We start from the raw sequence: 21,935 nt of genomic DNA, 5'->3' as shown, positions 1-21,935 counted from the left end.
TCAGCGCCCCTTCGCTTTGGCGGCGGTCATTTCCGCGCGTTGGGCAGCGGCGTCATAGATGCCGGCAACGCCCGGTAAGCGGTCGCGAATGAGCTTGGCAGCCTCGCGCAGCTCCACGGAGCATTGGATGACTTCCCTCAGCAGCTCCGGCGCGGCGACGAGGAGGAGAGCTGTCGCTCGTTCGCGTTTGCCGAGATGTGGCCGGTCTTCGGAATAATCAGGGACCACCTCCGCGATGCAGCCGCGGTCAGCCGCGATGATCGGAATGAAAGGGCACCCGTTGAGTTCGTCGTCCTCTCCGACCTCGTATGGGCCGGGTGCCGGTTTCGCCTCGGCAACATCGGTCTGGCTGGTCATCGTGTCCGCTCCCCTTTCGATGTAGTGACGCTACGCCGTGTAGCGATATTCGTCAATACAGGGTGTAGCGTTTTTTTGTGTCGAGACGTATGTTCGCCTGTGTCGATGGCTCGACGTGCCGTGCGAGGAGCGGGCAGAGACGAGCGGTGGCAACGATTCCCTGAGAAGGGTCCCGGCTGAGTAGGCGGGGAATCGTCTGGCGGATTACCGAGGCGCCGGGTGAAAGAGGGAGCGGGTCACAGTCCACGCCGAACCAAAGCGGCGGACCCCGACGCAGGGCACTGCGGACGAATACGGCGGCAGGCTGCGGCGAAGCGCCCGATAGGGCCGCAGCTCGCATGCGAGACGTGGGGGTGTCCAAAGCCTCCCCTCGGCCAGCATGCAGCGGAACCTGGTTCGTGCGACGTCCGGCCGGCCCACGATGGCCCGCCGGCGGAAGGCCGCAGCGCCGCGCACGCGCCGGGAGACGCTGCATGTTCTAACGAGCTGGTATGGTTGGGAGGTTGGAGCGTAAAGTCGATAATAAGATAGGGTTTATAGAGTGATATACCTTAAACAGATTCAATATTTTGTTATTGTTGCAGGACTTATGGAATGAGATATGCGGGCGCGAGGTACCAATAGTTCACTTCTCAGTCGTTGAACCAGAGATAGATTTGATGGCGTGACGGCGTTCGCTTTCAAACACCGCAGTGGTGTCACGGATTTTTTCCCGTAGAAACTTTAGCGTTTCATGATTGGAAAAAGCGAACGCCAAAAAGAATAGTCCGAGGGTGCCGCAGAGGGTGCCGTAGGTTATCATCCCGTCTCGCACCGGCCCGCACTTCTGGGCCGGGTAAATAATGTCTGCAATCCCAAGTAATAGAAAAATCACTCCCGCCGCCCATTGGAAATTAACATACTTGCGGCGCTGTTCTAATTGTCCATGAAGTTGTCCGATTTCAGAAGCCTTATTGATGAGGTAGGTCAGATCCCCTTCGTTCAGTCCAAGCCTTGAGTGCATTGATTCCCCCTGTCGCGGTTCGGTAGTATACGGGTCTCCAATTGGCGCGGGACAATGCGGATCGTTGCGGCAATCGTAGCATTAATTGTTGGCACCACTTCCGCCCTTGCGCTGGAGTTTTCCCGGCACGAGAACGATAGCGCGACGCTGGCGGCCGTGATGGCCAGAGGGAAGATTGAGCCGGGCGATGCGGCCCGCTTTCGGAAATATCTCGCTTCGGTCCCGACCAGAAAGCGGGTGGCCATCTATCTGGATTCCCCGGGTGGCCGGCTCTACGAAGGAATGCGCCTGGGCCTTGCATTCCACGAACTCGGAGTGCGAACCGTCATTGAGGGAAACGGGGCGATTTGCCTAAGCGCTTGCGCCCTGGCGTTCCTGGCAGGGCAGGATGGCGCGGGAAAGCCTTGGCGGACGAAGTCGTCCACCAGCCTTTTGGGCTTCCATTCTTGGGAAAGCCAAATCCCAGATGGCAAAGCGTACACCGCGGCCGACATGAGGGAGCTGGAGCGCGACACCCAAAAGACCGTTCTCGATGTCGCCGACTATCTGAAAACGATAGGGACCGATCTCGAATTTCTAAGGGTGATGTTCCGCGCTTCCGCATCGGACATGAATTTCGTGTCGAATCCCGAAGCGATCAAAATTGGAATCAAGGTCTGGGATGAAAAATCCAATTCATTCCAGCAGTAGTTAATTCTCGTTTCAGTGGTCAGTCCACGCCTCCTCCGGTCTCAAATTCCTCTGGAATCTTGCCATATCTCGCGAGAACCACCGGAGCGCTCCACTCTCCCAGAGAGGGATCGGCGGAAGTTCGGGACCACGCGATGATACCCGCCTTCTTGTCCTTCAGCGCGCGGGCTTTCGCGCGGGCGTCCGAGGCGGATACGCACTGGATCGGCTCCTCAGCGCAGGCAAAGCCGTCCACCTCGATGAACGCTTGAAGGACGTGAATGGTTGTCGGTTCGGTCATGCCACAGCTCCTTCGGGGGCAGGGAACGCCTCCACGGTCATCCTTTTGCCGGGCAGTCCCTTGTCGCGGCACGAGCGGCAGAACAGGCGGTCCCGCAGATGGGTTGTGGTTGCGTCCAGGGGAAGCTGCCATCGACCCAGCTCACGGGCGAACAAGACGCCTCCGCGGCCGCAGTCGCGGCACAAAACCAGCGTTGAGAAAACCTTTGATAGCAACACTTCTCCCGGCTCGCCGCTCATGCTGCGCCCCAATAAGTTCACGTTATGTTCCCATTTTTGCCGAAGCTGTAGCGCGAGTCGAATCGAATCTGCGGTTGTGGAATGTGGGGAGAAGTCAACCAATCCCAGATGAGAAAATCCGGTGCACCGTCAGGACGCGATCCGCCGGGAATCGGAGGGTGTGGCTATGGCCATCCGGCGGGTTTAGCTGCTCGAGGACCAGCTCCTTGGCGTTCTTGGTGACGAACCGCTTCACGTAGCCATAGGGCGGGTCACCGTCCTCGCCGCGGATCTGAACCAAGACATAGTCGCCCTTCTTGACGGGCAGCCCGGGGTGGATGGTGAGTAGGTCTCCCGGCTCATACCGGGGGAGCATCGAATCGCCCGTGTGATAAACCGCATAGGCGCCCACGACATTTTCGAGGGCGGGCGGGCAGAGCACGTCAGCGATTTTCTGCCCGTTGAGAATGAACTTGCCGTCGTCGTCCATGCCGCCTGCCGCGTGGCCATAAACCGGCAGCTTCTTATGCGAGAAGGTCACTGGCAACGGGTAGGTTGCATTCGGCTCGGGCATAGCGGACTTCGCCGGTGGTGCTGCCGCGTCGATGCCTCCTGAACCGAAAAGGATATGTTCAGCGGTGGTGTTCCCGAATCGCTTTGCATACCGCTCGGCGTCGTTCTGGCCGATGGTTCTGGTGCCCCCCTCGTGGGCGCGGTATGAGCTTTCCGGCCAGTTGTTCTCCAGCGCCGCCTCTCGCGCGGAGCGATAGCCCGCGAGTTTCCTGGCTTCTGCCAGCCGCTTGCCCTGAGCGATTTTCACCGGATCCTTTTCCATCGCCTCAGAATGTAGCGCCTAAAGCGCCACATGCTGTATTGACTGATATCGCCACGCCATGTAGCGATAGATGTCATGAGCGGCTTTGATCAGATCTTCTCCGATTTTGGCGGCGTGTCCGTGATCTCCGCAATCCTGGAGATTCCCGACAGCCACGCCCGGACCATGAAAGCCAGAGGGTCGATCCCGATTGAATATTGGGATCGGCTCATAAAAGCCGCCAGCGAGAGGAGCATCCAGGGTGTGACCTGGGAAAGCCTCCAAGCAGCACGCCGCGCTACTCGCAAGGTCCGCGCATCCACCTCCGAGGTGGCGTGATGCTCGCCATTCGGATCGAGCTCTGGCCCAGCGGCGACAAGAGCCGGGCCCGCACAATCGCAGAAGCGACGGTCACCAACATCTCGGGCCTCGATGAAGTCTCCGATTATCAGGTTGCCGCCTTGGAGACAGCCAGCGATGTGACCGGGCTTCCGGCGCGAGCCGGCGGCTTCGTCATTCCTGGCCATCCGCGTAAGTCCACCGTGTGGATGCTCGTCGCCAAGGTCGCCATGGCGGCGGCCCGTCGCTTCACGCCCGATCCTGTTCCCGCGTCCCGCGACCCCGGCGCCCGCCTGGAAGCACCGCGCCGTGTCGCTCCCGTCCTCACCGATCCATCTCCTGTGTCCATCTCCTCGCTTGGCCCATCCAAGCACGGAGAAATTGGGAGATGTCCCAAAAGTCTTGGGAGCAGCACATGAGTGCCCTCGCCGAGGAAATGCAGGACGGCCTTCGCGCCGTCGCTGGCCCAGGCGGCAGCGTGAAGGAACGCATTTCCCGAGCGGCGCGCCGCACTGGCCTCGCCTATTGGCGGGTGTTCGACCTCTGGTACGGCAAGGCCCGCCGCATCGACGCCCACGAAATCGAGACCGTCAGGTCGAAGCAAGAGCAAGAGGAGGCGCTTCGTGCCGAAACTGATGAGCTACTCGCCCAGGTTCTTGAGCGTGTGGCTGCTCTTGAGGCGGCTCTTGCCGATCAGCGCGCGAGCGCGGCTTCGGGACCGGGCGCTAAGGCGATCGATCAAGGCGGCTTGGTGGGGCGCCTTCTGGGGCGGCCTTCGGGACCGCTGATCGGCGGGCCCTGATGCTGACCTCCGACGAACTCCGGCGAATGCATTCCGCCCTCGGCACGGTGCTGAAGACCTGCATCCGGGATCGCCGCGCGCTCGCCCGCAAGGATGCGGAGCACCTGCTTCCCGACCTGGAGAAGCTCCACCAGCACCTCGGCGACGCCGCGAACAAGAGGGGAAAGAGCCATGACGCCGCAAAGGCCGGCTGAAGGCCACGAGGTCCACAAGGTGGCGAGCCGGTTCGATGCCCAGCCCGGCCTCGCCACGCCCGAGGACTTCCGGCGCGCAGCGTACGCCGACCAATACGAGCTGCTGCGCACGGATGTCTTCGACACCGAGGATCGGGAGCGCATCGAGCGGCGCATCGCCCGGTTCAACTCGATGGCGCGGCGCCTGGAGTGGATGGGCGTCCAGCGGGGGAGGGCGGGCGCATGACCGCGGCCGTCGAAAAGAAAGCCCACGTCTGGGAGCGTGACCAACTGGACTGGTATGTCGAGCCGCCCGCCGCGACCGAGGCGCTCCTCACTGTCGAGCGCTTTGCCGGGCGTGTGTTCGATCCCTGCTGTGGTCAGGGCAACATCGTGCGCACGCTCATTGATTGCGGCGTGCAGGCCTATGGCTCGGATATCCGCCAGCGAGTCTGGCCGCAGCCCACCTGGTTCGTCGCAGAAGCGGACTTTCTGGCGGGCGATGCCAATGGGCCTCATCCGAACATCGTGATGAACCCGCCGTTCTTCCGCGCGAAGGGCGCTGAGGCCTTCATCCGCCATGCCATAGGGCAAGCGAGCGCCAAGGTCGCGGCTTTCGTGGATGTGCGCTTCCTCGCTGGTGCTGATCGGGCGAACGGGCTGTTCGCCGAACACCCGCCGCACCGCATCTGGGTCATCACGCCCCGCGTGTCCTGCCCGCCGGGCTCCTTCCTCGCCGATGGCGGGAAGGCCGGTAACGGCTCATCCGACTGGTGTTGGTTGGTGTGGGACCTGACCGCGCCGGCGCCCGCTCGCTCCGAATTCGGCTGGCTCCGCCGGCCCACCACCAAGGCAATGTGAGGAGCACACCATGGCACGTCCTAAAGGGTCGAAGAACAAGCCGAAGATCGTCCCCGCGAACGCGAACGCATCGCCTCCGCCCCCGGCGAACCACAACCAGCTCACGGACGAGCAGGAGCAGGCGCTCTTTGAGCAGCACAAGACGAAGTACGAGCACTTCCTCGCGCTGAAAAAGAAGGCCGACGCGGACTTCAAGAACGCCTGTAAGCTCGCGAAATCCGAGCTGGGCGACGGCGCCTTGGATGACATCAAGCTGTCGATCCAGTTGGAGACGCCTGAAGGCGAGGCCAAGTTCAAAGAGGAGATGGACCGGAAAGCCCGCGTCGCGAGGTGGAAGGGCCTCCCGATCGGCATGCAGGCGAGCCTCTTTGATGAGGACCGCACCCCGGGGGATGAGCGTGCCTTCGGCGAGGGGAAGCGCGCCGGCATGGCCGGCAAGGAGCGCCGGGCGCCCTATGACGCCGCCACCTCCCAGTTCCGCAAGTGGCTGGAGGGCTATGACGCCGGTCAGGAGGTGAACCGCTCCTTGATGAAGGACGCCATCAAGCCCCCCAAGGCAAAGGCGGACGTTCCGGCCACCGATCCCTTCGACGATGCGCTGCCCGCGGGCCAGTCGGACAAGGATTGGGAAGCTGCGGCCCCGGAATCGGTCGCCTGACATGCGCATCGCCGGCCTTGATATCGCGACTAACACCGGCGTGGGCCTCATCCTCGGCGAGGAGGTCCGAGCGCTGAGCTTCCGCCCCAAGGAGAAGCGGCCGTTCGGCCTCGGCCCCGGCGAGGTGGACTTCGCCTATGAGGGCCGGCTCGCGCGCGAGTTCCGGGACTGGCTGCGGCCGTTGCTGGTCGCCGAGGGCATTGAGGCGGTGGGGATCGAGAAGCCGCTCCCCCCGAACGTCACCTATCGCAAGCCCATCGTGGACCGGAACACCGAATGGGCCGGCACCGCGATCCGCTACGAGGAGAAGGGCGGCACCACCATGGCCACCATCTTCCGCATCTACAGCTTCGTGGGAGAGGCGTGCGAGCTGTGCGCCCGCCTCAACATTCCCGTGCACGTCTTCTCGCAGGACGCATGGCGAAAGAGCTTCCTCGGCTTCTCCAAGGCGCCCAAGGGCACCACGGACGGCTCTGCGTGGCTCAAGGCCCAGGCGAAAGCCCAGTGCGGCCGCATCGGGGTGGAGGTGAAGAACGCCGACGCCGCCGACGCGGTGGGTGTGGTCTGGCACCTGCGCGGCATCGTGGATCCGCTGAAGCACGGGCTCTTCGCGGCGGCCGAATGAGCGGGCCATGGCCACAGAGTTGGAACGGCTGCGAGAGGAAAACGAGTTCCTCAGGCTGAGGGTGCAGGAGCTGGAGGGTTTGCTCCTGAACGCCGACTTGCCGCCGAGCCTGGGCTTGTCGCGGACGGTGGGCAGAGTGCTCTCGCTCCTCCTCGCCCGGACCATCGTGACGAAGGAGGCGGTCATGACGGCGCTCTACAGCGTCGCGGTGGAGGACCCGCCGGACGACAAGATCGTGGCCGCCTTCATCTTCAGCCTCCGGCGCAAGCTCGCGCCCCATGGCGTGGCCATTCACAGCAAGGTCGGGCGCGGCGCGCCCGGCTACTGGATCACCAACGAAGACAAGGCAAAGGTGAGGGCGTTGTCATGAGGGAAGACGACTCCGACCACATCGCCGGCGAGCTGACGAAGCAGATCGAGCAAGTGCTCGACACCTATGCGCCCGGCTGGATCGAGCACCGCGGCAAGGCCTACCTGACATCGAAGGGCCCGAAGAAGCTGGGCAGCTTCCAGGTGAACCTTCAGGGCCAGCACCGGGGCCAGTTCTACCGCTTCTCCCAGCAGATCGGCGGCGGCCCGGTGAAGCTGCTCGCCTACCTCCTGAACGGCACGGTGGGCGAGCCCGGCCGCGACGACTTCCGTCGCGCCTTCGAGGAGGCCCGGGCCTTTCTCGGCATTCGGGGGCAGGTAGACCACGAGGCCGCCGCTCGCGCGCGCCGTGAGAGCGAGGAGCGCCGGGCGCAGGCGGTGCGGAAGGAAGAGCAGCGCCGCGCCCGCCGCGCCGACACCGCCGGCGAGATGTGGGCCCAGTGCATGCCCATCGCCGGCACGCTGGCAGAGCGCTACCTGCACGGACGCGGCATCCCCACGCCGCCTGTGGGCTGGCCGGACGTGCTCGGCTTCCACACCGGGCTCGAGTACGAGCTCGAAGCGGAGTGGCAGGACGGCCGCAAGGTGCGCGATGGCCGCGTGTTCCCTTGCCTCGTCGCCCGGGTGCAGGACATGGCCGGCAACACCATCGCGGTGTGGCGCATCTTCCTGAACCCCGAGACCGCCGGGAAGGCGCCGGTCGAGAACCCGAAGGTGGGCTTCGGCCCGGCCCGCGGCGGTGCGGTGCGCATTGGCGGGCTCGCCGAGATGATCGGAGGCGGGGAGGGGCTGGAGACCGCACTGGCCGCCTGGAGCCTTGAGGGCTACCGGCACCCGGTGTGGGCGATGCTCTCCACCTCCGGAATGATGACCTTTGAGCCGCCCATCGAGGTGCAGCGCCTGCGGCTCTATCCCGACGGCGACCTTCCGCGCAGGCTGGATGACGGCTCCATCGGCACGGCGCCGGGCATCGCCGCGGCGCGGAAGCTACGGGACCGGCTCGCGCCGGCCGGCATCCCGACGGTGATCAACCAACCGCCGTTCAACAGCGATTTCCTGGACGTGTGGAACGCGGCGAGGGGGGCGGCCTGACGATGCTTGCCACTACGATAGAGCCGTCAGGATGGCTCTATGCTGCCCATCCTGGCCCGAAGCTGCTCGTTATAGCTCTGGCCGTCCGCGCCTACGTGAACACGCCGGTGGCAGTTTGGGCACAGGGCAATGACAAAGCGAATGTCGTCGGGCCCACCGTCACTGAGGCGGCGGATATGATGAGGTTCGAGGTACGGGCTACCGTCGGCTCTCAAAAAGGGGGCCGGGCTTCCGCACCCCTCGCAGTGTCCACCCGCGCGGCGAAGCACATAGGAATGTACGGCGCGGCTGCGGGCGAAGACGTTCCGCGGGCTCGTGCCGACGACTCGGCCGATGCTAGCTGCCGCAATTGCTTCAAGCCTGAGCTCTTCGATGGAAGTCGTATCGCTTGCAGGCGCGGCGTCTTCCTCCACCTCCGAGACGGTCTCGATGGAGCGGAGCTCAAAGACCAAAGCGGTGCGGACCGCGCCGTCCCTATCTGGTCCGGGGCGCCTCAGCACATCCTCGCAGATCCATTCGCCTTCGAAGCGCAGGCTTCCGTCTCGCGCGACCTTTCGAAACATGAGGAGGGCCTTCCCCTCCTTCGAATGCTCCGCAATCGCGCGGTTTCCGCGGATCAGCTGCATGTCTCCGATCTGCCCTTCGCCAAAATATTCGAAGACGCCGTCCTCCCGGATGTTGTCGGTGTAACCGTGCTGGCCGCCTTCTTCGCCGGTGATGATGATGACCACCGGATGCTCGGCCGGAGTGATGATGCCGCCTTGCTGCTGGCCGCCGAAGCGCGCGTGAATATCGCGCCGTCGATTGTAGGTGCGGCCGCGCTCGAAGCCCCAAGTCATTTGGCATCTTCTCCCGACTGGCGTTCCGGACAGCTTGGGGTAGCCATCGTCGCCCTTGAGCGCAACCAGCGCGCAGTCGGGGGCCACATGCTCCTCGTTCGTACTAGGATCAACGGGGAGTTCATTGAGAGCACCGCGATCGGTCACATCACAGCCAACTTGCCGGAGCTTCCATATCGCAACTTCGAGGGTTGCCTTATCAAACAGGCCGGTGTTGGAAAATTTCAGGGCGATCGCCTCAAACGTCATTTCCCAATGGCCAGCCCTCACGAGTTTGACCATCGCCGATGTCAACTCAGGGTTCCTGATGATGTCGGTCATAAGCTTTACGTAATCGCCACCGCGGCGCTGGAGCATGGTTTCTACTCGGCGCGGATTGCATCCGAGTTGCGTGGCGAGTGCGTCGGCCTCTTTGATGCTGATGATGAGGGACCGAAGCCCTTGATCTGCGGACATTTGGAATGCTCCATTCGCGAAAGGAGCCTTCCAAGTAAAGCGAATTATTTTCGCCTCATAACGGGTCTTTGTTTTCCCATATTACAAAGTCGTGATGTCGTGTTCCTGAGATTGCCGCGGTCGGCTTTTTGGAAGAGGCACGCCCATGTCTCGGCGTGAGCTCCCCCACAACCTAGCCGCCGAACGCGCGGTCTTGGGCGCCTGCCTGAAGAGCGACACCGCTTTCTGGGGCGTCGCGGATCGGCTGCGCGCGGATCAGTTCTTCCACCCGCTCCACCAGCAGGTGTTCTCCGTCATCAGGGACATCTGCACGGAGGGACGGCTGTCCCTGTCCCTCGTCGCCTCCCGCCTGCCAGCGGAGGACGAGGAGGGCCGCTCCATGATGAGCTACCTCGCGGTGCTTCTGAAGGACGCGGAGGACGTGGGCTCGGTCGAGGACTTCGTGCCTGACATCGCCGAGGCGGCGGCGCGCCGGCAGCTCATCCACCTCGCCGAGAGCGTGCTGAAGGGGGTGAAGGCCGGAGAGAAGGGCGCGATGGACCTCGCCGCCGACGCGAGCGCGGCCATCCTGGACGTCATGCAGGTGGCGAGCCCCAAGCGCCCCCAGCGGATCGGCGACCTCGCCCGGAGCGTTGCCGGCGCCTCCCGGATGGCCAATGAGCGGGACGTGATGCCCGGCTTCGGCACGGGCATTCCCAGCCTCGACGAAATCGTCGGCCGCATGCTCGCCGGCGATCTCGTCTTCCTCGTCGGCTCGCAGGGCGACGGCAAGTCGGCGCTCGCCATGCAGGTGGGGATGCACGTGGCCATGTCCCGCCCGGTCCTCCTCTGCCAGATGGAAATGACCGCGGAGCAGGTGGCCGCGCGCGAGCTTGCCGCCGCCTCCGGGATCACGGTGGGAGACATTCAGGAGGGGGCGTTCAGCTTCGCCGACCGCGATGCCATGCTGCAGGCTCAGCAGTGGCTCGCCGGCCCGGACATGATGGTGCTGGACGATTCCCGCATGACAATCCGCCAGATCAGGGCCCACTGCATCGCCCTGAAGCGCACCCGCGGGCTGGGCATGCTCATCATCGACCAGCTCGACAAGATCAAGTCCGAGGCCCGGCATAAGGACCGCTTCGAGCGCCTGGCGGAGATCACCGGCGACCTCAAGGTCCTAGCGAAGGATCTCATGGTGCCCGTGCTGGTGCTCGCCCAGCGCACCCGCGGCGCCCAGCGGCGGGACGATCCTACGCCGCAGATCAACGATGCCGACGCGCCATCTATCGAGCGGGACGGGGACATCGTGCTCGCCGTCTGGCGCAAGGAGAGCTGGCTGCGCCAGAACCGGCCGCACAAGGACGCCGGCGCCGAGAAACACGGCAACTGGGAGACCCAGCTCGCCCTCTGCGCCGGCAAGGCCCAGGTGATCTCGCTCAAGCACAGACGTCGCAAGCCATTTGAGGAGCGAACCCTGAAATGGATTGGCAAGCTCACCCGCTTCGAGGAGCTGACATGACCCGCGCAGAGAAGCTCATCGCCGCCGCCCGCATCGCCCGCGCCCGCAAGGGCTATGAGCGCTCGCTCGCCCATGACCTGGAGCGGGAGCACGCGCGCGCCATGATGTACGGCGCCCAGGACTGGGACGCCGGCCGGGATACCGAGTGGGCGCGGGCGTTCGTCGCCCTGCGCACCAAGGTGGAGGGCGCCGAGACGACCAAGCGCAAGGCCAGCGACCCGCTTAACCTCACCGGCCACACCAGGCCCACCAAGCCGAGCAAGGTGGAGCGGAAGGCTCGGGCGAAGGCCCGGCCGAAGCAGGAGACGGTCCTGGACGGCGATGGCCTTCTCCGGAAGGTCGAAGTGAAGGGTGTATCTCTCCGCGGCCTGGAGGTGCAGCAGCAGCGCGCGGCGCAGGATTTCGCGCGGGATTGGGAATCGGCCTATCGCTCGCTCCGGTGCCGTGGATTCGAACCGACCGTGTCCGGTGGCGGCCATGGGAGCCGCGAGCATCTCGCGCGTGTCGAGGCGCAGGACCGGCTTCGTTTTGTTGAGGCTCGCTTGGGCCGTCGTGATTGGACCGTGCTCGTGTCCGTGGTGATCGGCGGTGCGGGTCCCCACGAGCTGACCAGTCGCGGCGCGCCGCAGCACCGAGTTGTGAGCGCGGAGATCAAGCGCGTCCTGAACATCGTGGCCGGCTTCTACCGGCCCGGCACCCGCCACCGGGACCCACTGCTGGACGCCTGCAACTCGGTCATCGAGGAAATGCAGCGCAAGGCCGGCTGATATCAGCGTCATGAATATCGCGAGCGAAACGCATCACAGACGTTGACCTCGGAATCAGTTCGTGATTCGTTCTAGGCATTCTCCATGAATCGCTCTTGCGTCGACCTCCGGGGACGGACCCGACGCATTACCCCGCCGCCGAGTTTGTTCCCTCTTTCGCGGCGGCGGGGTTCAATCAAGCGATTACAGGGCCTCCGTCGTCAGGCTCGAGCGTTTCCACTGGGAAATCGCCAGACTTCTTTTCGACCCCATCAAACCAGATGCATTCAGCAATCACTTTTCCGCCTGCGGCCGAATAGAAGCGGCTGATTGTCATGAGCGGTGATCCCGATTTGAGCCTGACGGTGTCGCCTGTTTTGAAGTCGGACATGGGCATTTCCCCTAAGGTCAATTGACGCCCGGAGCTTGGCACTACCGTGCGTTGAAAATCAAACGGAATTCAAATAATCAAATGGCTGCCCCCCGTGGTGGAAAGCGCCCCGGCGCCGGCCGGCCGAAAGGCTGTAAGACCAAGCGCCGGCGGGAAGTCGCGCAGCGCGCAGTGGCGGAGGGCATCACACCCATCGAGGTCATGCTCTTGGCGATGCGTGAGGCCGCGGAGCGCAACGAAATGGTCGAAGCCGCGAAGTTCGCGCAGATGGCCGCGCCCTACATCCACCCGCGGCTCCAGGCGATCCAGCACACCGGCCGGGAAGGCGGGCCCATTGAGGTGGCGGACATGAGCCGCAACGACCTTGCCCGGCGCATCCTGCACATGCTGCGGGGAGAGCAGTAACCCACACCACAGGTTGAAAGTCCGGCGCGAGGTGCGGCCGGAACCGGGGTTTTTACCGACCTCCGGTTGAATTCGCGCGCCCAGCCCACAGCAACCAGCAACAAGCGAGGGTCCGATGTCCTACGACGATTATCTCTCCATCCACGGGCGCAAGCTCGGTGTCACCCGCTCGGCCCCCACCAAGATCGTTCTCGACGGGGTAGAGCAGCCGCCGGTGACCGGAGCGGGGGAGGTGGTCACCACCGGCGGCAACCAGTTGCTGGATGGTGCCTTCACCTTCATCGCCATGCAGCCGACCGTGGGCGCCACGTATGCCGCCACGGCGGACGGCACCGGCACCGGGCAGGTGGCGGGCGCGGTCAGCATGGCCCAGGTGACCTCCGATGACGTGAACAAGATCATCACGCTCCCCAACCCGCTCACGGGCACCAAGTTTCTCGTGCTGCTCCCGGCCGCCACGGGATACGAGCTGCGCTCCCACAGTCCGGCGACTGTCTCGATCAACGGCGGCTCCGGGGCGAATGCTGAATCGGCGATCCCGGCCGGAGCGCTGGTGGTGATCTGGTGCACCGGCGCGGCCAAGTGGCAGGGCTTCACCATCGCCGCCAACGGCACGGTGGCCGGCATCGAAGCGGCGGCGGCGTAATGACGGTCATCGCCTATCGAGCCGGGGTGATGGCGGCCGACCGCGCCGTCACCTCCACCCACGGCATGCTGGCCGGCGGGGTCGCCAAGATCACGCGCACCTCCGCCGGCTGGCTGGTGGGCGCGTGCGGGCACCTGTCGGCGATGGCGGGTGTCCGCGAATGGGCCGAGGCGCTCCTGCACATGGGCGACGAGTTCGTGCCGCCGCGGGGCAACCTCGCCGACATGGATGCGATCTTCGTCTCGCCGACGGGGCGGGTGCACTATTTCGACGGCCATGGCTTCCCGGTCGAAGTGACCGGAGAGTATTTCGCCGTCGGCGGGGGCGAGTCCTACGCCATGGGCGCCATGGCCGTGGGAGCGGACGCCATCCAGGCGGTGCAGGCGGCATGCATGCTCGGCGCGGGCCTCGGCGGCGGCATTGATGTGGTGAGGCTTACGGGTGCCTGATCTCGCCGAGGTGCGGCACATGCTCGATGGGCTCCCGCCCGAAGAGCTCGCCCGCCTGAAGGCGCAGGTGCGCGCCGCGGTGCCGGACCTGTGGGTGCCAAACTTCGGGCCCCAGCTCGCCGCCCAGAACAGCCCTGCGGACGAACTGTTCTACGGCGGTGCCGCCGGCGGCGGAAAGAGCGACCTCCTGCTGGGCCTCGCGCTGACGCAGCACGAGCGGTCCATCATCTACCGCCGCCAGTACACGGACCTGGGCGCCCTCGTGGACCGCTCCGGCCAGATCGTCGGCCACACCAACGGCCTCAACCGCTCCCCGCCGCCCATCTTCCGCCTGCCCGAGCGCATCGTGCAGTTCGCGGCCATGGCGCGCGAGGAGGACAAGCAGGCATTCAAGGGCCGGCCCTTCGACCTGATCGGCTTCGATGAGCTGCCCGACTTCACGGAGAGCCAGTACACCTTCGTGACCGGCTGGAACCGCACCTCCAAGGTGGGTCAGCGCTGCCGCGTCGTCTCCGCAGGCAATCCGCCCACCACCGTGGAGGGCTACTGGATCATCCGCCGGTGGGGGCCGTGGCTCGATCCGCGCCACCCTCGGCCCGCCAAGCCCGGCGAGCTGCGCTGGTACGCCATCATCGACGGCGAGGACACGGAGGTGTGGGGGCCGGGGCCGGTCTACCACCCGAATACGGGACAGCCGGTCATCAACCCCGCGACGGGCGAGCCGGTGTTGGCGCGCTCGCGAACCTTCATCCGCTCCGGGGTGGCCGACAACCCGGACATGATCGACGCGGGCTATCAGAACACGCTCGCCGCCATGCCGGAGCCCTACCGCTCCGCCTATCTTGAAGGCCGGTTCGACGTCTCCCTGAAGGACGACGAGAACCAGGTGATCCCCACGCGCTGGGTCATGGAGGCGCAGCAGCGGTGGACGGCGGAGACCCCGTTCGGGCTGATCCCCATGACGGTGATCGCCTGTGATCCCAACGGCGGCGGGCGTGATCGCTGCATCCTCTCGCCCCGGTATGGCGGCTATTACCAGCCGCTGGTGGAGGTGAAGGGCATCCGAGTGGACGACGCCTCGGCGGTGGTGCGCGAGGTGGCGGCCGTGATGCGCGACCGCTGCCCCGTCGTGATGGACATGGGCGGCGGCTACGGCGGCCTGCCAACCAACATGCTCAAGAGCAACGGCTTCACCGTCGTGGGCTTCAACGGCGCGGCCCCCAGCACCGCGCGCACCAAGGACGCCGCCAACCTCGCCTTTTTCAACAAGCGCGCCGAGGCCATCTGGCGGCTGCGCGAGGCGCTCGATCCCGCCCAGCCCGGCGGCTCCCACGTGGTGCTGCCGCCGGACGATGAGCTGAGGGTCGACCTATGCGCCGCCCGCTTCGAGCTCACCCGCTCCGGCATCAAGGTCGAGCCGAAGGAAGACATCAAGGAGCGCATCGGCCGCTCGCCGGACAAGGGCGACGCCGTCGTCATGGCCTGGTCCGAGGGCGAGCGCGCCTCCGCCGAGGCCGTCGCCGCCCGCAACCGCGAATGGGGCATCACGCCCCGCGGTCAGGAGACCACCGCCAACCGGGGCTATGCCCACATCAAGAGGAAACACGGCTGATGGCCCGCTTCTGCTTTGACACCAAGGTGCCCGATCCGCCGCCGCCCCAGCGCATGCCGGACAGCGAGGATCCCTCTATCGTGGAGGCGCGCCGGCGCCGGGTGCAGGACACCCTCGCCACCTCGTCCTCGCGCCGGTCGAAGACGCTCTCGCAGGGCACGATCGCCCAGCCGGGCACTGGGCCCTACACCGCCACCAAGGCTTCGGGCACCTCCTAATGAGCCTGCTCGCCAAGGCACCGGGACCGCAGGACGGCAGCATCCTGCGCTTCGACCCGGCCTATTGGCAGATCGACTTCAACATCCAGTGCGCTGCCTCGCTGGTGACCGCCGGCGACCGGGCGCTGAATCTGTCCTGCACCTTCAGGACCGACAAGGACCTGGTGGGGCTGATCTGGCACAGCGTGGATGCGGAGAGCCACCAGCTCTATCGCTACGCCACCGACACCGACTATCGCGGCTGCGTCCTCAGGTTCGATTTCCGGCTGAAGAACCTCCTGCCGCTCGACCACGACCGCGGGCTGGTCCTCACCGCCATCGAGAACAACGAGGCGGAGACGCCCTATTACGTCCGCCTGGAGAATTACCGGATCGCCGGCACGCCGCTGAACGGGCGCGTGCTCCTCGACTTCTCCAGCGTCGAGGGCGGCTTCAATCTGCCCGCCGAGGCGGTGACGATCCCCTGGCACAACATCAAGCGGTTCTTCATCGGCGTCATCCCGCCGGCCTATGTGCCGCTGGAGGACAATACGGCGCGGCTCCCCATTGAGGAGGTGGAGGCGACGCTGGAGCTCTACAACATCTTTTGCACCGGCTCCCGGACCAGCCTCAGCGTGTGCACCGCGCCCCAGGCCGCCCATAGCCTCCGCATCGCCGATGGTCTGGACGATGCCTATCACCTGACGCCGCAGCGGATCGTGGATGGCGTGCGGCGCCTCGGATACCGCGGCTGGTATGTGCTCTATCTGGGCATCACCCACATGCACCAGGTGACTTGGGACGCGGGGGAGGGGCGTTTCATCGTCGATCCGGGCAAGCCCGTGCTCAACGCGCCTACCCGGACGTGGCTCACCGATCTGTTCATGCGGCTCGCCGGCACGGGCTTTCGCATCGTGGTCTCGCTCTCCTATGAGATCCTCAAGAGCGTGTGCCCCTCGGCCTGGATGCAGCGGGCATGGAACGATGCCCCGGCCCAGACCGGCTGGGAACCGCCCTCGACGCTGATCGCGCCCACGAACACTGCGGGCCTCGACTATCTCAGCGCCATCTTCGGCTGGTGCATGGACACGCTGAAGGCCATGGGCGCCCCGCTGTTCTTCCAGGTGGGCGAGCCCTGGTGGTGGGACGGGACCTATACCGACGGCTCGCCGTGCATCTACGACGCGGGCACGCGAGCGCTCTTCACCACCGAGACCGGGTTCGCGGTGCCGACACCCTTCCTCCAGTCGTCTTTCGATCCGGTCGGCCCGCACGGGCCCTATCTCTCATGGCTCCGGGACAAGCTCGGCGCCTCGACGCTCTACCTGCGGGACCACGTGAAGGCTGCGCATCCCGACGCCACGAGCCTGATCCTGATCTTCACTCCGCAGGTGCTGAACCCGGCTGCGCCGATCCTCGAGGTGCTGAACTTCCCCTATCGGGCGTGGCGCTCGCCGGCCTGGGACATCGTCCAGCTCGAGGATTACGACTGGATCATCACCGGGGAGTGGACGCTCCATTCCGGCACGCTGGCCGCCGGGATCGGCAAGCTCGGCTACAGCCTCGACCGCCTCCACTTCTTCGGCGGCTTCAACCTCCTGCCCGACACCGCCGACACGATCTGGCCCCGCATCGACCAGGCGCTGAACGACGGATTCCAGTGGGGCGTGGCCGAGACCTATGTGTGGGCCCGGCCGCAGGTGTGGCGGGACGGCTTCGTGTGGCAGGCATCCGCCGAGACCGAGGCCTGCTCCTGCGGATGCGCCGATTATGAGGGCGGGCCGATCCGTTCGGGCGGCTTCTCATTCATTCCGGCGCCGGGCACGGGCGGCAATCCCGTCCCGCCCTATGAGGATCCCGGCGACTTCGACGATGTCCGCAAGCCGCCGGCGGACCTCCAGATGGTGGGCAACAGCTTCGGCGACGTGCGCTTCTCCTGGAGCCCGAATGGCGAGGACCCCGGGGAGGTGAGCTACACCCTCACGATCTACGACCCCTCCACGCGCGCGGCGGTGCGCACGGTGGAGATCGACACCCCGACGGTGGTCGAGGGGCGGGTGCGGTTCGATTATCCGGTTGAGCTCTCCGCCGACGACTTCGGCTTCGCCCCCACCTTCCTGGTGTGGCGGGTTGCCACCGACGGCGAGGCGGCGGCGGCCCTTTCGGGAGCCGTGCCCGTCAACAACGCCGCCATCGTGAAGCGGGCGGTTATGTTCTGCGGGCAGTCGAACGCCCTCGGCCACTTCACCACGCTCTCGGGCGCGACGCTGGCGCAGGGCTCGGCGGCGGCATTCCGGCGGGCACTCGCCGCAGCGCTGGGCCTGAGCAACGTGGAGGTGATCCCGGTGCAGGCCGCCTGGGGCTCCTCCGCGGCGGATCGCTGGGCCGACGACAATCCGTCGTCCGGGACCAATTATTGGTGGGACCTCGACGCGGGCATCAGCGGGCCGCGCCTGTCGCAGGCGATTGCCATCGGCACGGGGCTCGGGGTGCCCGTCTCCGCCATCATCTGGGCGCAGGGCGAGAACGACGCCTCCGCCACCTCCGAGTTCGAGACCACCCGCCATTCGGATGCAACGCGCTTCCGCACCGCCATGGAGCGGATCTTCACGGACCTCAGGGCGGGGCTGGGGAACGCAGCGCTGCCGATCTGGACCCAGACGCTCGGCCGCGCCTTCTACGGGGCAGGGGAACCGCCGCCGGAGCCGATCGGGGCCACCTACAAGGCCTATCGCGACGTCCAGCTTGCCGTCGCCGCGGCGGACGCGAACATCCGGATTGGGTCCTGGGTGCCCGGCGCCGAGGACTGGCACAATTACGTGGTGGAGATGCCGGGTCCCGGCCGCATCCACTATCTCGCGCCGGTCTACCAGACGACGGCCGCCGAGCTGGCGGAGGCTGTGGCGGAAATGCTGGACCGCGCCGGTTCGGCGCCCGCCTGGACGGTGATGGGGCCGCCGACGGGCGTCGGTGCCACGCGCGAGGCGAACGACGACATCACGGTGAGCTGGGACGGCGGCGCCGGCGAGGGCTTTGCGGTCATCAACATCTCCGTCACCACCGGGGCGCGCCTCTCCTACACGGAGGTCACCGGCCCGGCCTTCACCTTCTCCGAGGCCGCGCAGCAGGCGGCTTACGGCCAGCTCGCCGGCTATGTCGCAGTCTACGTGATGCGGCGCGCCGGCGGCGTGCTCGGCCCCTCCACCTATTCCGTGATCGAGGTGCCGGCATGAGGCAGCGCTGGAAGGACGAACGCACCCCCTCGGATAAGGCGAAGGTGGTGATCGAGCTTGGAGACCGGCTGTTCTCGAACCGCGCCACCATGGAGAGCCTGTGGCAGCAGATCGCGGACCAGTTCTATCCGGAGCGCGCGGAGTTCACGCTCCAGCGCACGCCGGGCGCCGAGTTCGCCGACCACCTCATGACCTCCTATCCGGTGAAGCTGCGGGAGGAGCTGGCCTCGTCCATCCAGGCGATGCTCCGCCCGCCGGGCCAGAAGTGGTTCGGCATGTCCTCCGGCCGGGAGGAGATCGATCAGCACGACTCCGCCGCGCCGTGGCTGGAGCGCAGCGGCCTGAGGCTCTGGCGGGCGCTGGAGGATCCCAAGGCGCTGTTCATGCGCGCCACCACGGCGGCGGACCATGACTTCGTGGCGTTCGGCAACGCAGTGCTCACGGTGGAGCGCCATCCGGCGGGCATCGGCTTCCTGCTCCAGAACTGGCACCTCAGGGATGTGGCCTGGGCGGAGAACGCCCTGCGCGAGGTGGACACGGTGGCGCGCCGCTTCAAGGGCACGGCGCGCGGCCTCTTGCAGGAGTTCGGCCGGCAGCACGTCTGCGACAAGGTGGTGGAGATGATGGAGAAGAACCCCTACGGCGACGTGCCGTGCTTCTCCGTCGTGGTGCCGGTGGAGGTGTGGGACTACGCCTATACCGGGGAGAGCGAGAACGCGAAGGCGAGGCGGCGCGAGGCGTTCCCCTTCATGCAGATCGTCGTGGACAAGGCCCACGAGCACGTCATGCGGGAGACCCCGCTGCGCATCAATCCCTATGTGATCGTGCGCTGGCGGCTCTCGACGTTGTCCCCCTACGCCTTCGCGCCGCCGACCATCATCGGCCTGCCCGACGCCCGGCTTCTCCAGCGCATGACGCTCTCCATGCTGGAATCGGCGGAGAAGGGAGTGGACCCGCCGCTGATCGCTCGCGGGGAGAAGCTGAGGGGCGGGGTCAACGTCTATGCCGGAGGCGTCACCTATGTGGACCCGGACTATGACGACCGGACCGGCAAGGTGGTGGAGGCGTTGTTCGAGACCCAGGCGTTCGAGCCGGCCAAGGAGTTCTACGACCGCCACATGGCGATGATGAAGGACCTCTTCTACCTCAACAAGCTGACGCTGCCCGAGTTCAAGGACATGACGGCCTTCGAGGTGCAGAAGCGGATGGAGGAGTTCGCGCGCGCTGCGACCCCGCTCTTCGGCCCGCTGGAGACCGAGTACAACGGGCGGGTGCTGGAGAAGTCCATCGCCATCGGCTTCCAGACCGATCTCTTCGGGCCGCGCGAGGAAATCCCCGCGGTCCTGCGCGGGCGGGAACTGGCCTTCACGTACAAGTCCCCGCTGCGGCAGGCGGCAGAAGAGGTGAAGGCCCAGCAGCTCGGCACCGGCCTCCAGCTCATGCAGGGCGCCGCGGCGTTCGACCCGACCGTTCCGCAGAACGTGGACCTCAACAAAGCCACCCGGGAATCCCTGCGCGGCCTCGGCTGGCCGTCCGGCTGGATCAAGCCCGAGGACCAGGTGCAGCAGGAGCGTGAAGCCCAGGCGAAGCAGCAGCAGGCCGAAGCGGCCATGCAACAGGTGCAGCAGGGCGGTGAGGCCGCCGGCGCGGTCGCCGGTGCCGCGAAGGACGCCGCCGCTGCCGGCATCAACATTCCGAGCCTGCTTCAGGGCCTCGGCGGAGCCGCAGCATGAAGAAGCCGACCCCTGATCCCGCTGGGGAGCGCGTCGTCGCTCCGAAGGCCAAGCCCTTCACCCTGCGCGCCGATGCTCCGCACCTTCCGGCCGCGTTCTCCGTCGCCGAGCACGCCGCCGTCCAGGCGCTGGCTGCTGGCGCGGCGAGCCCGGAGCAGCAGCAGCTTGCCCTCGACTGGATCATCCACAAGGCCTGCCGGACCTATGACCTATCCTTCCGCTGGCCTGACGATCCAACGGGCCTCGGCATGGCCTTCGCCCAGGGGCGGACCTTCGCCGGCCAGCAGATCGTCCGAATGCTCAACACCCGCCTCGTGCTGGAGACGAGGCCCGCCACAAAGGAACCGAAATGAGCGATCAGCAGCAGGCCCCTGCACAGCAGCAGGGCAACGATGCGCAGGCCGCCGCCGCGCAGCAGCAGGCCGCGGCCCAGCAGCAGGATGGCGCCAAGCCCGCCGGGAAGACCATCGGCGAGGGCGGCGCGCCACAGGGGCAGCAGGATGCCGGCAAGAGCGCGCCCGCCGCCGACTGGGCCACCCTGCGCTCGGACTGGGCGGGCGGGGACGATGCCACCTCCAAGGTCCTGGACCGCTATTCCGACGGCAAGGCCTTCGTGAAGGCGCACAAGGAGCTGGTGGACAAGCTCGCGTCCGGCGAGCTGAAGACGGTCAAGAAGCTGCCGGAGAACCCCACCCCGGAGCAGATCGCCGACTATCGCAAGGCCAACGGGATCCCGGAGAAGCCGGACGGCTATGACATCCAGTTTCCGGTGGGCTTCACCCCGGACGAGGCGACCAAGGCGACGCTGGAGGAATACCGGGCGTTCGCCCACGCCAACCACATCCCGCCAAATCTCGTTAAGGGGCAGGTGAACTGGTATCTCGCGGCCCAGCAGAAGGCCGCCGAGGCACGCCTGGTGCAGGATGATAAGGACCAGAGCGACGGCGCCGAGCTGCTGCGCAAGGACTGGGGCCACGAGTTCGGCCGCAACATCCAGACGGTGCAGGCCATCTTTGAAGGCAACGAGGAGCTCTTCGGCGCCATCATGGGCGCGCGCGGCGCCGACGGGAAGAAGCTCGGCAACAACCCTGACGTCTTGCGCTTCCTGGTGAACGTCGGGGTCAACGCGAACCCCTCCATCCGCGAATATGCCGGAGACGGCTCCGTCACCCCGGCCAGCGCCGCCGAGCGCATCAAGGAAATCGAGGACCTGCGCACCAAGGACTGGTCGAAGTACCGCTCGCCCGCCATCCAGGAGGAGTATTCCCGCCTCCTCTCCTACATGGAGGCGCGCGGCCAGAAGGTTGCGTGATGGTCGTTCGTGATGAGTCTTGCCTGAATTATCAATATTCGTTACATAGAGTTCGCTTTTCGTTCCTGATCGGGGCCACCCCGGCATTGCCGGCCGCCTGAGACGGAACACCCGCACAAGAGCGGCAGCGGCGA

At 66.0% G+C, this 21,935-nt stretch carries 28 protein-coding genes; 22 read left to right on the top strand and 6 right to left on the bottom strand.

The window, feature by feature from the left end:
• Both J2126_RS00755 and J2126_RS00750 read right to left on the bottom strand, forming a co-directional pair.
• Complete coding sequence (locus J2126_RS00755) at positions 1–357, bottom strand: hypothetical protein (RefSeq protein ID WP_209483230.1); 357 nt, start codon at positions 355–357, stop codon at positions 1–3.
• 625 nt (positions 358–982) lie between these two features.
• Positions 983–1,360, bottom strand: a complete 378-nt coding sequence (locus J2126_RS00750) for a hypothetical protein (protein WP_209483228.1) — start codon at positions 1,358–1,360, stop codon at positions 983–985.
• Positions 1,361–1,414: 54 nt separating this feature from the next.
• Here J2126_RS00750 and J2126_RS00745 point away from each other — a divergent pair, with 54 nt between their 5' ends.
• Positions 1,415–2,050 (top strand): hypothetical protein, encoded by a 636-nt coding sequence (locus J2126_RS00745; protein ID WP_209483226.1) that lies wholly within the window; start codon positions 1,415–1,417, stop codon positions 2,048–2,050.
• A gap of 19 nt (positions 2,051–2,069) precedes the next feature.
• Here the strand turns inward: J2126_RS00745 and J2126_RS00740 are convergent, their stop codons facing one another.
• Together J2126_RS00740 and J2126_RS00735 are read right to left on the bottom strand one after the other, a co-directional pair.
• A complete protein-coding gene (locus J2126_RS00740) occupies positions 2,070–2,330 on the bottom strand; it encodes a hypothetical protein (RefSeq protein WP_209483224.1) in 261 nt (86 codons plus the stop codon).
• 333 nt (positions 2,331–2,663) lie between these two features.
• Positions 2,664–3,383, bottom strand: coding sequence for a LexA family transcriptional regulator (locus J2126_RS00735; RefSeq protein WP_209483222.1), 720 nt, complete (start codon positions 3,381–3,383; stop codon positions 2,664–2,666).
• A 75-nt stretch (positions 3,384–3,458) separates the two neighbouring features.
• On the opposite strand from J2126_RS00735, the gene J2126_RS00730 reads away from it, so the two are divergent.
• Genes J2126_RS00730 through J2126_RS00685 form a run of 10 tightly spaced genes read left to right on the top strand, consistent with a single transcriptional unit; the run spans position 3,459 to position 8,281 of the window.
• A complete protein-coding gene (locus tag J2126_RS00730) occupies positions 3,459–3,701 on the top strand; it encodes a hypothetical protein (RefSeq protein ID WP_209483220.1) in 243 nt (80 codons plus the stop codon).
• Positions 3,701–4,120: a hypothetical protein gene (locus tag J2126_RS00725; RefSeq protein WP_209483218.1), complete on the top strand. Its 420-nt coding sequence runs from the start codon at positions 3,701–3,703 to the stop codon at positions 4,118–4,120. Before J2126_RS00730 ends, J2126_RS00725 begins: the two co-directional genes overlap by 1 nt.
• A complete protein-coding gene (locus J2126_RS00720; RefSeq protein ID WP_209483216.1) occupies positions 4,117–4,503 on the top strand; it encodes a hypothetical protein in 387 nt (128 codons plus the stop codon). Before J2126_RS00725 ends, J2126_RS00720 begins: the two co-directional genes overlap by 4 nt.
• 26 nt (positions 4,504–4,529) lie before the next feature.
• Entirely contained in the window at positions 4,530–4,697 is a 168-nt protein-coding gene (locus J2126_RS00715) for a hypothetical protein (RefSeq protein ID WP_209483214.1), read from the top strand.
• A complete protein-coding gene (locus tag J2126_RS00710) occupies positions 4,675–4,923 on the top strand; it encodes a hypothetical protein (RefSeq protein ID WP_209483212.1) in 249 nt (82 codons plus the stop codon). The genes J2126_RS00715 and J2126_RS00710 overlap by 23 nt, the downstream gene beginning before the upstream one ends.
• Positions 4,920–5,537, top strand: coding sequence for a hypothetical protein (locus J2126_RS00705; RefSeq protein ID WP_209483210.1), 618 nt, complete (start codon positions 4,920–4,922; stop codon positions 5,535–5,537). Before J2126_RS00710 ends, J2126_RS00705 begins: the two co-directional genes overlap by 4 nt.
• A 10-nt stretch (positions 5,538–5,547) precedes the next feature.
• A complete protein-coding gene (locus J2126_RS00700; RefSeq protein ID WP_209483208.1) occupies positions 5,548–6,195 on the top strand; it encodes a hypothetical protein in 648 nt (215 codons plus the stop codon).
• Between the two features lies 1 nt (position 6,196).
• On the top strand, positions 6,197–6,820 hold the full coding sequence (locus J2126_RS00695) for a hypothetical protein (RefSeq protein WP_209483206.1): 624 nt from the start codon (positions 6,197–6,199) through the stop codon (positions 6,818–6,820).
• Positions 6,821–6,827: 7 nt separating this feature from the next.
• Entirely contained in the window at positions 6,828–7,190 is a 363-nt protein-coding gene (locus tag J2126_RS00690) for a winged helix-turn-helix domain-containing protein (RefSeq protein ID WP_209483204.1), read from the top strand.
• Positions 7,187–8,281, top strand: a complete 1,095-nt coding sequence (locus J2126_RS00685; RefSeq protein ID WP_209483202.1) for a DUF7146 domain-containing protein — start codon at positions 7,187–7,189, stop codon at positions 8,279–8,281. The genes J2126_RS00690 and J2126_RS00685 overlap by 4 nt, the downstream gene beginning before the upstream one ends.
• A 26-nt stretch (positions 8,282–8,307) precedes the next feature.
• On the opposite strand, the gene J2126_RS25145 is transcribed toward J2126_RS00685, so the two are convergent.
• The gene (locus tag J2126_RS25145) at positions 8,308–9,576 is read right to left on the bottom strand and encodes an HNH endonuclease (protein ID WP_245327168.1); all 1,269 of its coding nucleotides are present in this window, start codon (positions 9,574–9,576) and stop codon (positions 8,308–8,310) included.
• Positions 9,577–9,721: 145 nt separating this feature from the next.
• Here J2126_RS25145 and J2126_RS00675 point away from each other — a divergent pair, with 145 nt between their 5' ends.
• Complete coding sequence (locus tag J2126_RS00675) at positions 9,722–11,077, top strand: replicative DNA helicase (RefSeq protein ID WP_209483200.1); 1,356 nt, start codon at positions 9,722–9,724, stop codon at positions 11,075–11,077.
• Positions 11,074–11,844, top strand: a complete 771-nt coding sequence (locus J2126_RS00670; protein WP_209483198.1) for a hypothetical protein — start codon at positions 11,074–11,076, stop codon at positions 11,842–11,844. The genes J2126_RS00675 and J2126_RS00670 overlap by 4 nt, the downstream gene beginning before the upstream one ends.
• A 175-nt stretch (positions 11,845–12,019) precedes the next feature.
• Here the strand turns inward: J2126_RS00670 and J2126_RS00665 are convergent, their stop codons facing one another.
• A complete protein-coding gene (locus J2126_RS00665; protein WP_209483196.1) occupies positions 12,020–12,214 on the bottom strand; it encodes a YodC family protein in 195 nt (64 codons plus the stop codon).
• Positions 12,215–12,295: 81 nt separating this feature from the next.
• Here J2126_RS00665 and J2126_RS00660 point away from each other — a divergent pair, with 81 nt between their 5' ends.
• The 9 genes from J2126_RS00660 to J2126_RS00620 all read left to right on the top strand — a co-directional run bounded on the left by J2126_RS00660 (position 12,296) and on the right by J2126_RS00620 (position 21,801).
• Entirely contained in the window at positions 12,296–12,619 is a 324-nt protein-coding gene (locus J2126_RS00660) for a hypothetical protein (RefSeq protein WP_209483194.1), read from the top strand.
• Between the two features lie 115 nt (positions 12,620–12,734).
• Positions 12,735–13,265 carry a hypothetical protein gene (locus J2126_RS00655; RefSeq protein WP_209483192.1) on the top strand — a complete coding sequence of 177 codons (531 nt, stop codon included), beginning with the start codon at positions 12,735–12,737 and terminating at the stop codon, positions 13,263–13,265.
• Positions 13,265–13,714, top strand: a complete 450-nt coding sequence (locus J2126_RS00650) for a hypothetical protein (RefSeq protein ID WP_209483190.1) — start codon at positions 13,265–13,267, stop codon at positions 13,712–13,714. Before J2126_RS00655 ends, J2126_RS00650 begins: the two co-directional genes overlap by 1 nt.
• Positions 13,707–15,326, top strand: a complete 1,620-nt coding sequence (locus J2126_RS00645; RefSeq protein ID WP_209483189.1) for a terminase — start codon at positions 13,707–13,709, stop codon at positions 15,324–15,326. The genes J2126_RS00650 and J2126_RS00645 overlap by 8 nt, the downstream gene beginning before the upstream one ends.
• Positions 15,326–15,544 (top strand): hypothetical protein, encoded by a 219-nt coding sequence (locus J2126_RS00640; RefSeq protein WP_209483186.1) that lies wholly within the window; start codon positions 15,326–15,328, stop codon positions 15,542–15,544. Before J2126_RS00645 ends, J2126_RS00640 begins: the two co-directional genes overlap by 1 nt.
• Positions 15,544–18,756, top strand: a complete 3,213-nt coding sequence (locus J2126_RS00635) for a non-contractile tail sheath protein (RefSeq protein WP_209483180.1) — start codon at positions 15,544–15,546, stop codon at positions 18,754–18,756. Before J2126_RS00640 ends, J2126_RS00635 begins: the two co-directional genes overlap by 1 nt.
• Entirely contained in the window at positions 18,753–20,489 is a 1,737-nt protein-coding gene (locus tag J2126_RS00630; RefSeq protein ID WP_209483178.1) for a portal protein, read from the top strand. The genes J2126_RS00635 and J2126_RS00630 overlap by 4 nt, the downstream gene beginning before the upstream one ends.
• Positions 20,486–20,842, top strand: coding sequence for a hypothetical protein (locus J2126_RS00625; RefSeq protein ID WP_209483176.1), 357 nt, complete (start codon positions 20,486–20,488; stop codon positions 20,840–20,842). The genes J2126_RS00630 and J2126_RS00625 overlap by 4 nt, the downstream gene beginning before the upstream one ends.
• A complete protein-coding gene (locus J2126_RS00620) occupies positions 20,839–21,801 on the top strand; it encodes a hypothetical protein (RefSeq protein WP_209483174.1) in 963 nt (320 codons plus the stop codon). The genes J2126_RS00625 and J2126_RS00620 overlap by 4 nt, the downstream gene beginning before the upstream one ends.
• Positions 21,802–21,935 lie beyond the last annotated feature (134 nt).

The sequence above is a fragment of the Xanthobacter flavus genome, from assembly GCF_017875275.1.
Classification (GTDB): Bacteria; Pseudomonadota; Alphaproteobacteria; order Rhizobiales; family Xanthobacteraceae; genus Xanthobacter; species Xanthobacter flavus_A.
The sequence above is the reverse complement of the archived record's forward strand: the minus strand, read 5'-3'. Positions and strand labels throughout refer to the sequence as shown.

Coding starts and splice junctions, on each gene's coding strand:
- J2126_RS00670 (WP_209483198.1), top strand. CDS start 11,074: ATGACCCGCGCAGAGAAGCTCATCGCCGCCGCCCGCATCGCCCGCGCC.
- J2126_RS00705 (WP_209483210.1), top strand. CDS start 4,920: ATGACCGCGGCCGTCGAAAAGAAAGCCCACGTCTGGGAGCGTGACCAA.
- J2126_RS00715 (WP_209483214.1), top strand. CDS start 4,530: ATGCATTCCGCCCTCGGCACGGTGCTGAAGACCTGCATCCGGGATCGC.
- J2126_RS00625 (WP_209483176.1), top strand. CDS start 20,486: ATGAAGAAGCCGACCCCTGATCCCGCTGGGGAGCGCGTCGTCGCTCCG.
- J2126_RS00635 (WP_209483180.1), top strand. CDS start 15,544: ATGAGCCTGCTCGCCAAGGCACCGGGACCGCAGGACGGCAGCATCCTG.
- J2126_RS00675 (WP_209483200.1), top strand. CDS start 9,722: ATGTCTCGGCGTGAGCTCCCCCACAACCTAGCCGCCGAACGCGCGGTC.
- J2126_RS00630 (WP_209483178.1), top strand. CDS start 18,753: ATGAGGCAGCGCTGGAAGGACGAACGCACCCCCTCGGATAAGGCGAAG.
- J2126_RS00755 (WP_209483230.1), bottom strand. CDS start 357: ATGACCAGCCAGACCGATGTTGCCGAGGCGAAACCGGCACCCGGCCCA.
- J2126_RS00650 (WP_209483190.1), top strand. CDS start 13,265: ATGACGGTCATCGCCTATCGAGCCGGGGTGATGGCGGCCGACCGCGCC.
- J2126_RS00620 (WP_209483174.1), top strand. CDS start 20,839: ATGAGCGATCAGCAGCAGGCCCCTGCACAGCAGCAGGGCAACGATGCG.
- J2126_RS00720 (WP_209483216.1), top strand. CDS start 4,117: ATGAGTGCCCTCGCCGAGGAAATGCAGGACGGCCTTCGCGCCGTCGCT.
- J2126_RS00685 (WP_209483202.1), top strand. CDS start 7,187: ATGAGGGAAGACGACTCCGACCACATCGCCGGCGAGCTGACGAAGCAG.
- J2126_RS00655 (WP_209483192.1), top strand. CDS start 12,735: ATGTCCTACGACGATTATCTCTCCATCCACGGGCGCAAGCTCGGTGTC.
- J2126_RS25145 (WP_245327168.1), bottom strand. CDS start 9,576: ATGTCCGCAGATCAAGGGCTTCGGTCCCTCATCATCAGCATCAAAGAG.
- J2126_RS00750 (WP_209483228.1), bottom strand. CDS start 1,360: ATGCACTCAAGGCTTGGACTGAACGAAGGGGATCTGACCTACCTCATC.
- J2126_RS00640 (WP_209483186.1), top strand. CDS start 15,326: ATGGCCCGCTTCTGCTTTGACACCAAGGTGCCCGATCCGCCGCCGCCC.
- J2126_RS00725 (WP_209483218.1), top strand. CDS start 3,701: ATGCTCGCCATTCGGATCGAGCTCTGGCCCAGCGGCGACAAGAGCCGG.
- J2126_RS00745 (WP_209483226.1), top strand. CDS start 1,415: ATGCGGATCGTTGCGGCAATCGTAGCATTAATTGTTGGCACCACTTCC.
- J2126_RS00735 (WP_209483222.1), bottom strand. CDS start 3,383: ATGGAAAAGGATCCGGTGAAAATCGCTCAGGGCAAGCGGCTGGCAGAA.
- J2126_RS00660 (WP_209483194.1), top strand. CDS start 12,296: ATGGCTGCCCCCCGTGGTGGAAAGCGCCCCGGCGCCGGCCGGCCGAAA.
- J2126_RS00665 (WP_209483196.1), bottom strand. CDS start 12,214: ATGTCCGACTTCAAAACAGGCGACACCGTCAGGCTCAAATCGGGATCA.
- J2126_RS00710 (WP_209483212.1), top strand. CDS start 4,675: ATGACGCCGCAAAGGCCGGCTGAAGGCCACGAGGTCCACAAGGTGGCG.
- J2126_RS00740 (WP_209483224.1), bottom strand. CDS start 2,330: ATGACCGAACCGACAACCATTCACGTCCTTCAAGCGTTCATCGAGGTG.
- J2126_RS00695 (WP_209483206.1), top strand. CDS start 6,197: ATGCGCATCGCCGGCCTTGATATCGCGACTAACACCGGCGTGGGCCTC.
- J2126_RS00690 (WP_209483204.1), top strand. CDS start 6,828: ATGGCCACAGAGTTGGAACGGCTGCGAGAGGAAAACGAGTTCCTCAGG.
- J2126_RS00730 (WP_209483220.1), top strand. CDS start 3,459: ATGAGCGGCTTTGATCAGATCTTCTCCGATTTTGGCGGCGTGTCCGTG.
- J2126_RS00700 (WP_209483208.1), top strand. CDS start 5,548: ATGGCACGTCCTAAAGGGTCGAAGAACAAGCCGAAGATCGTCCCCGCG.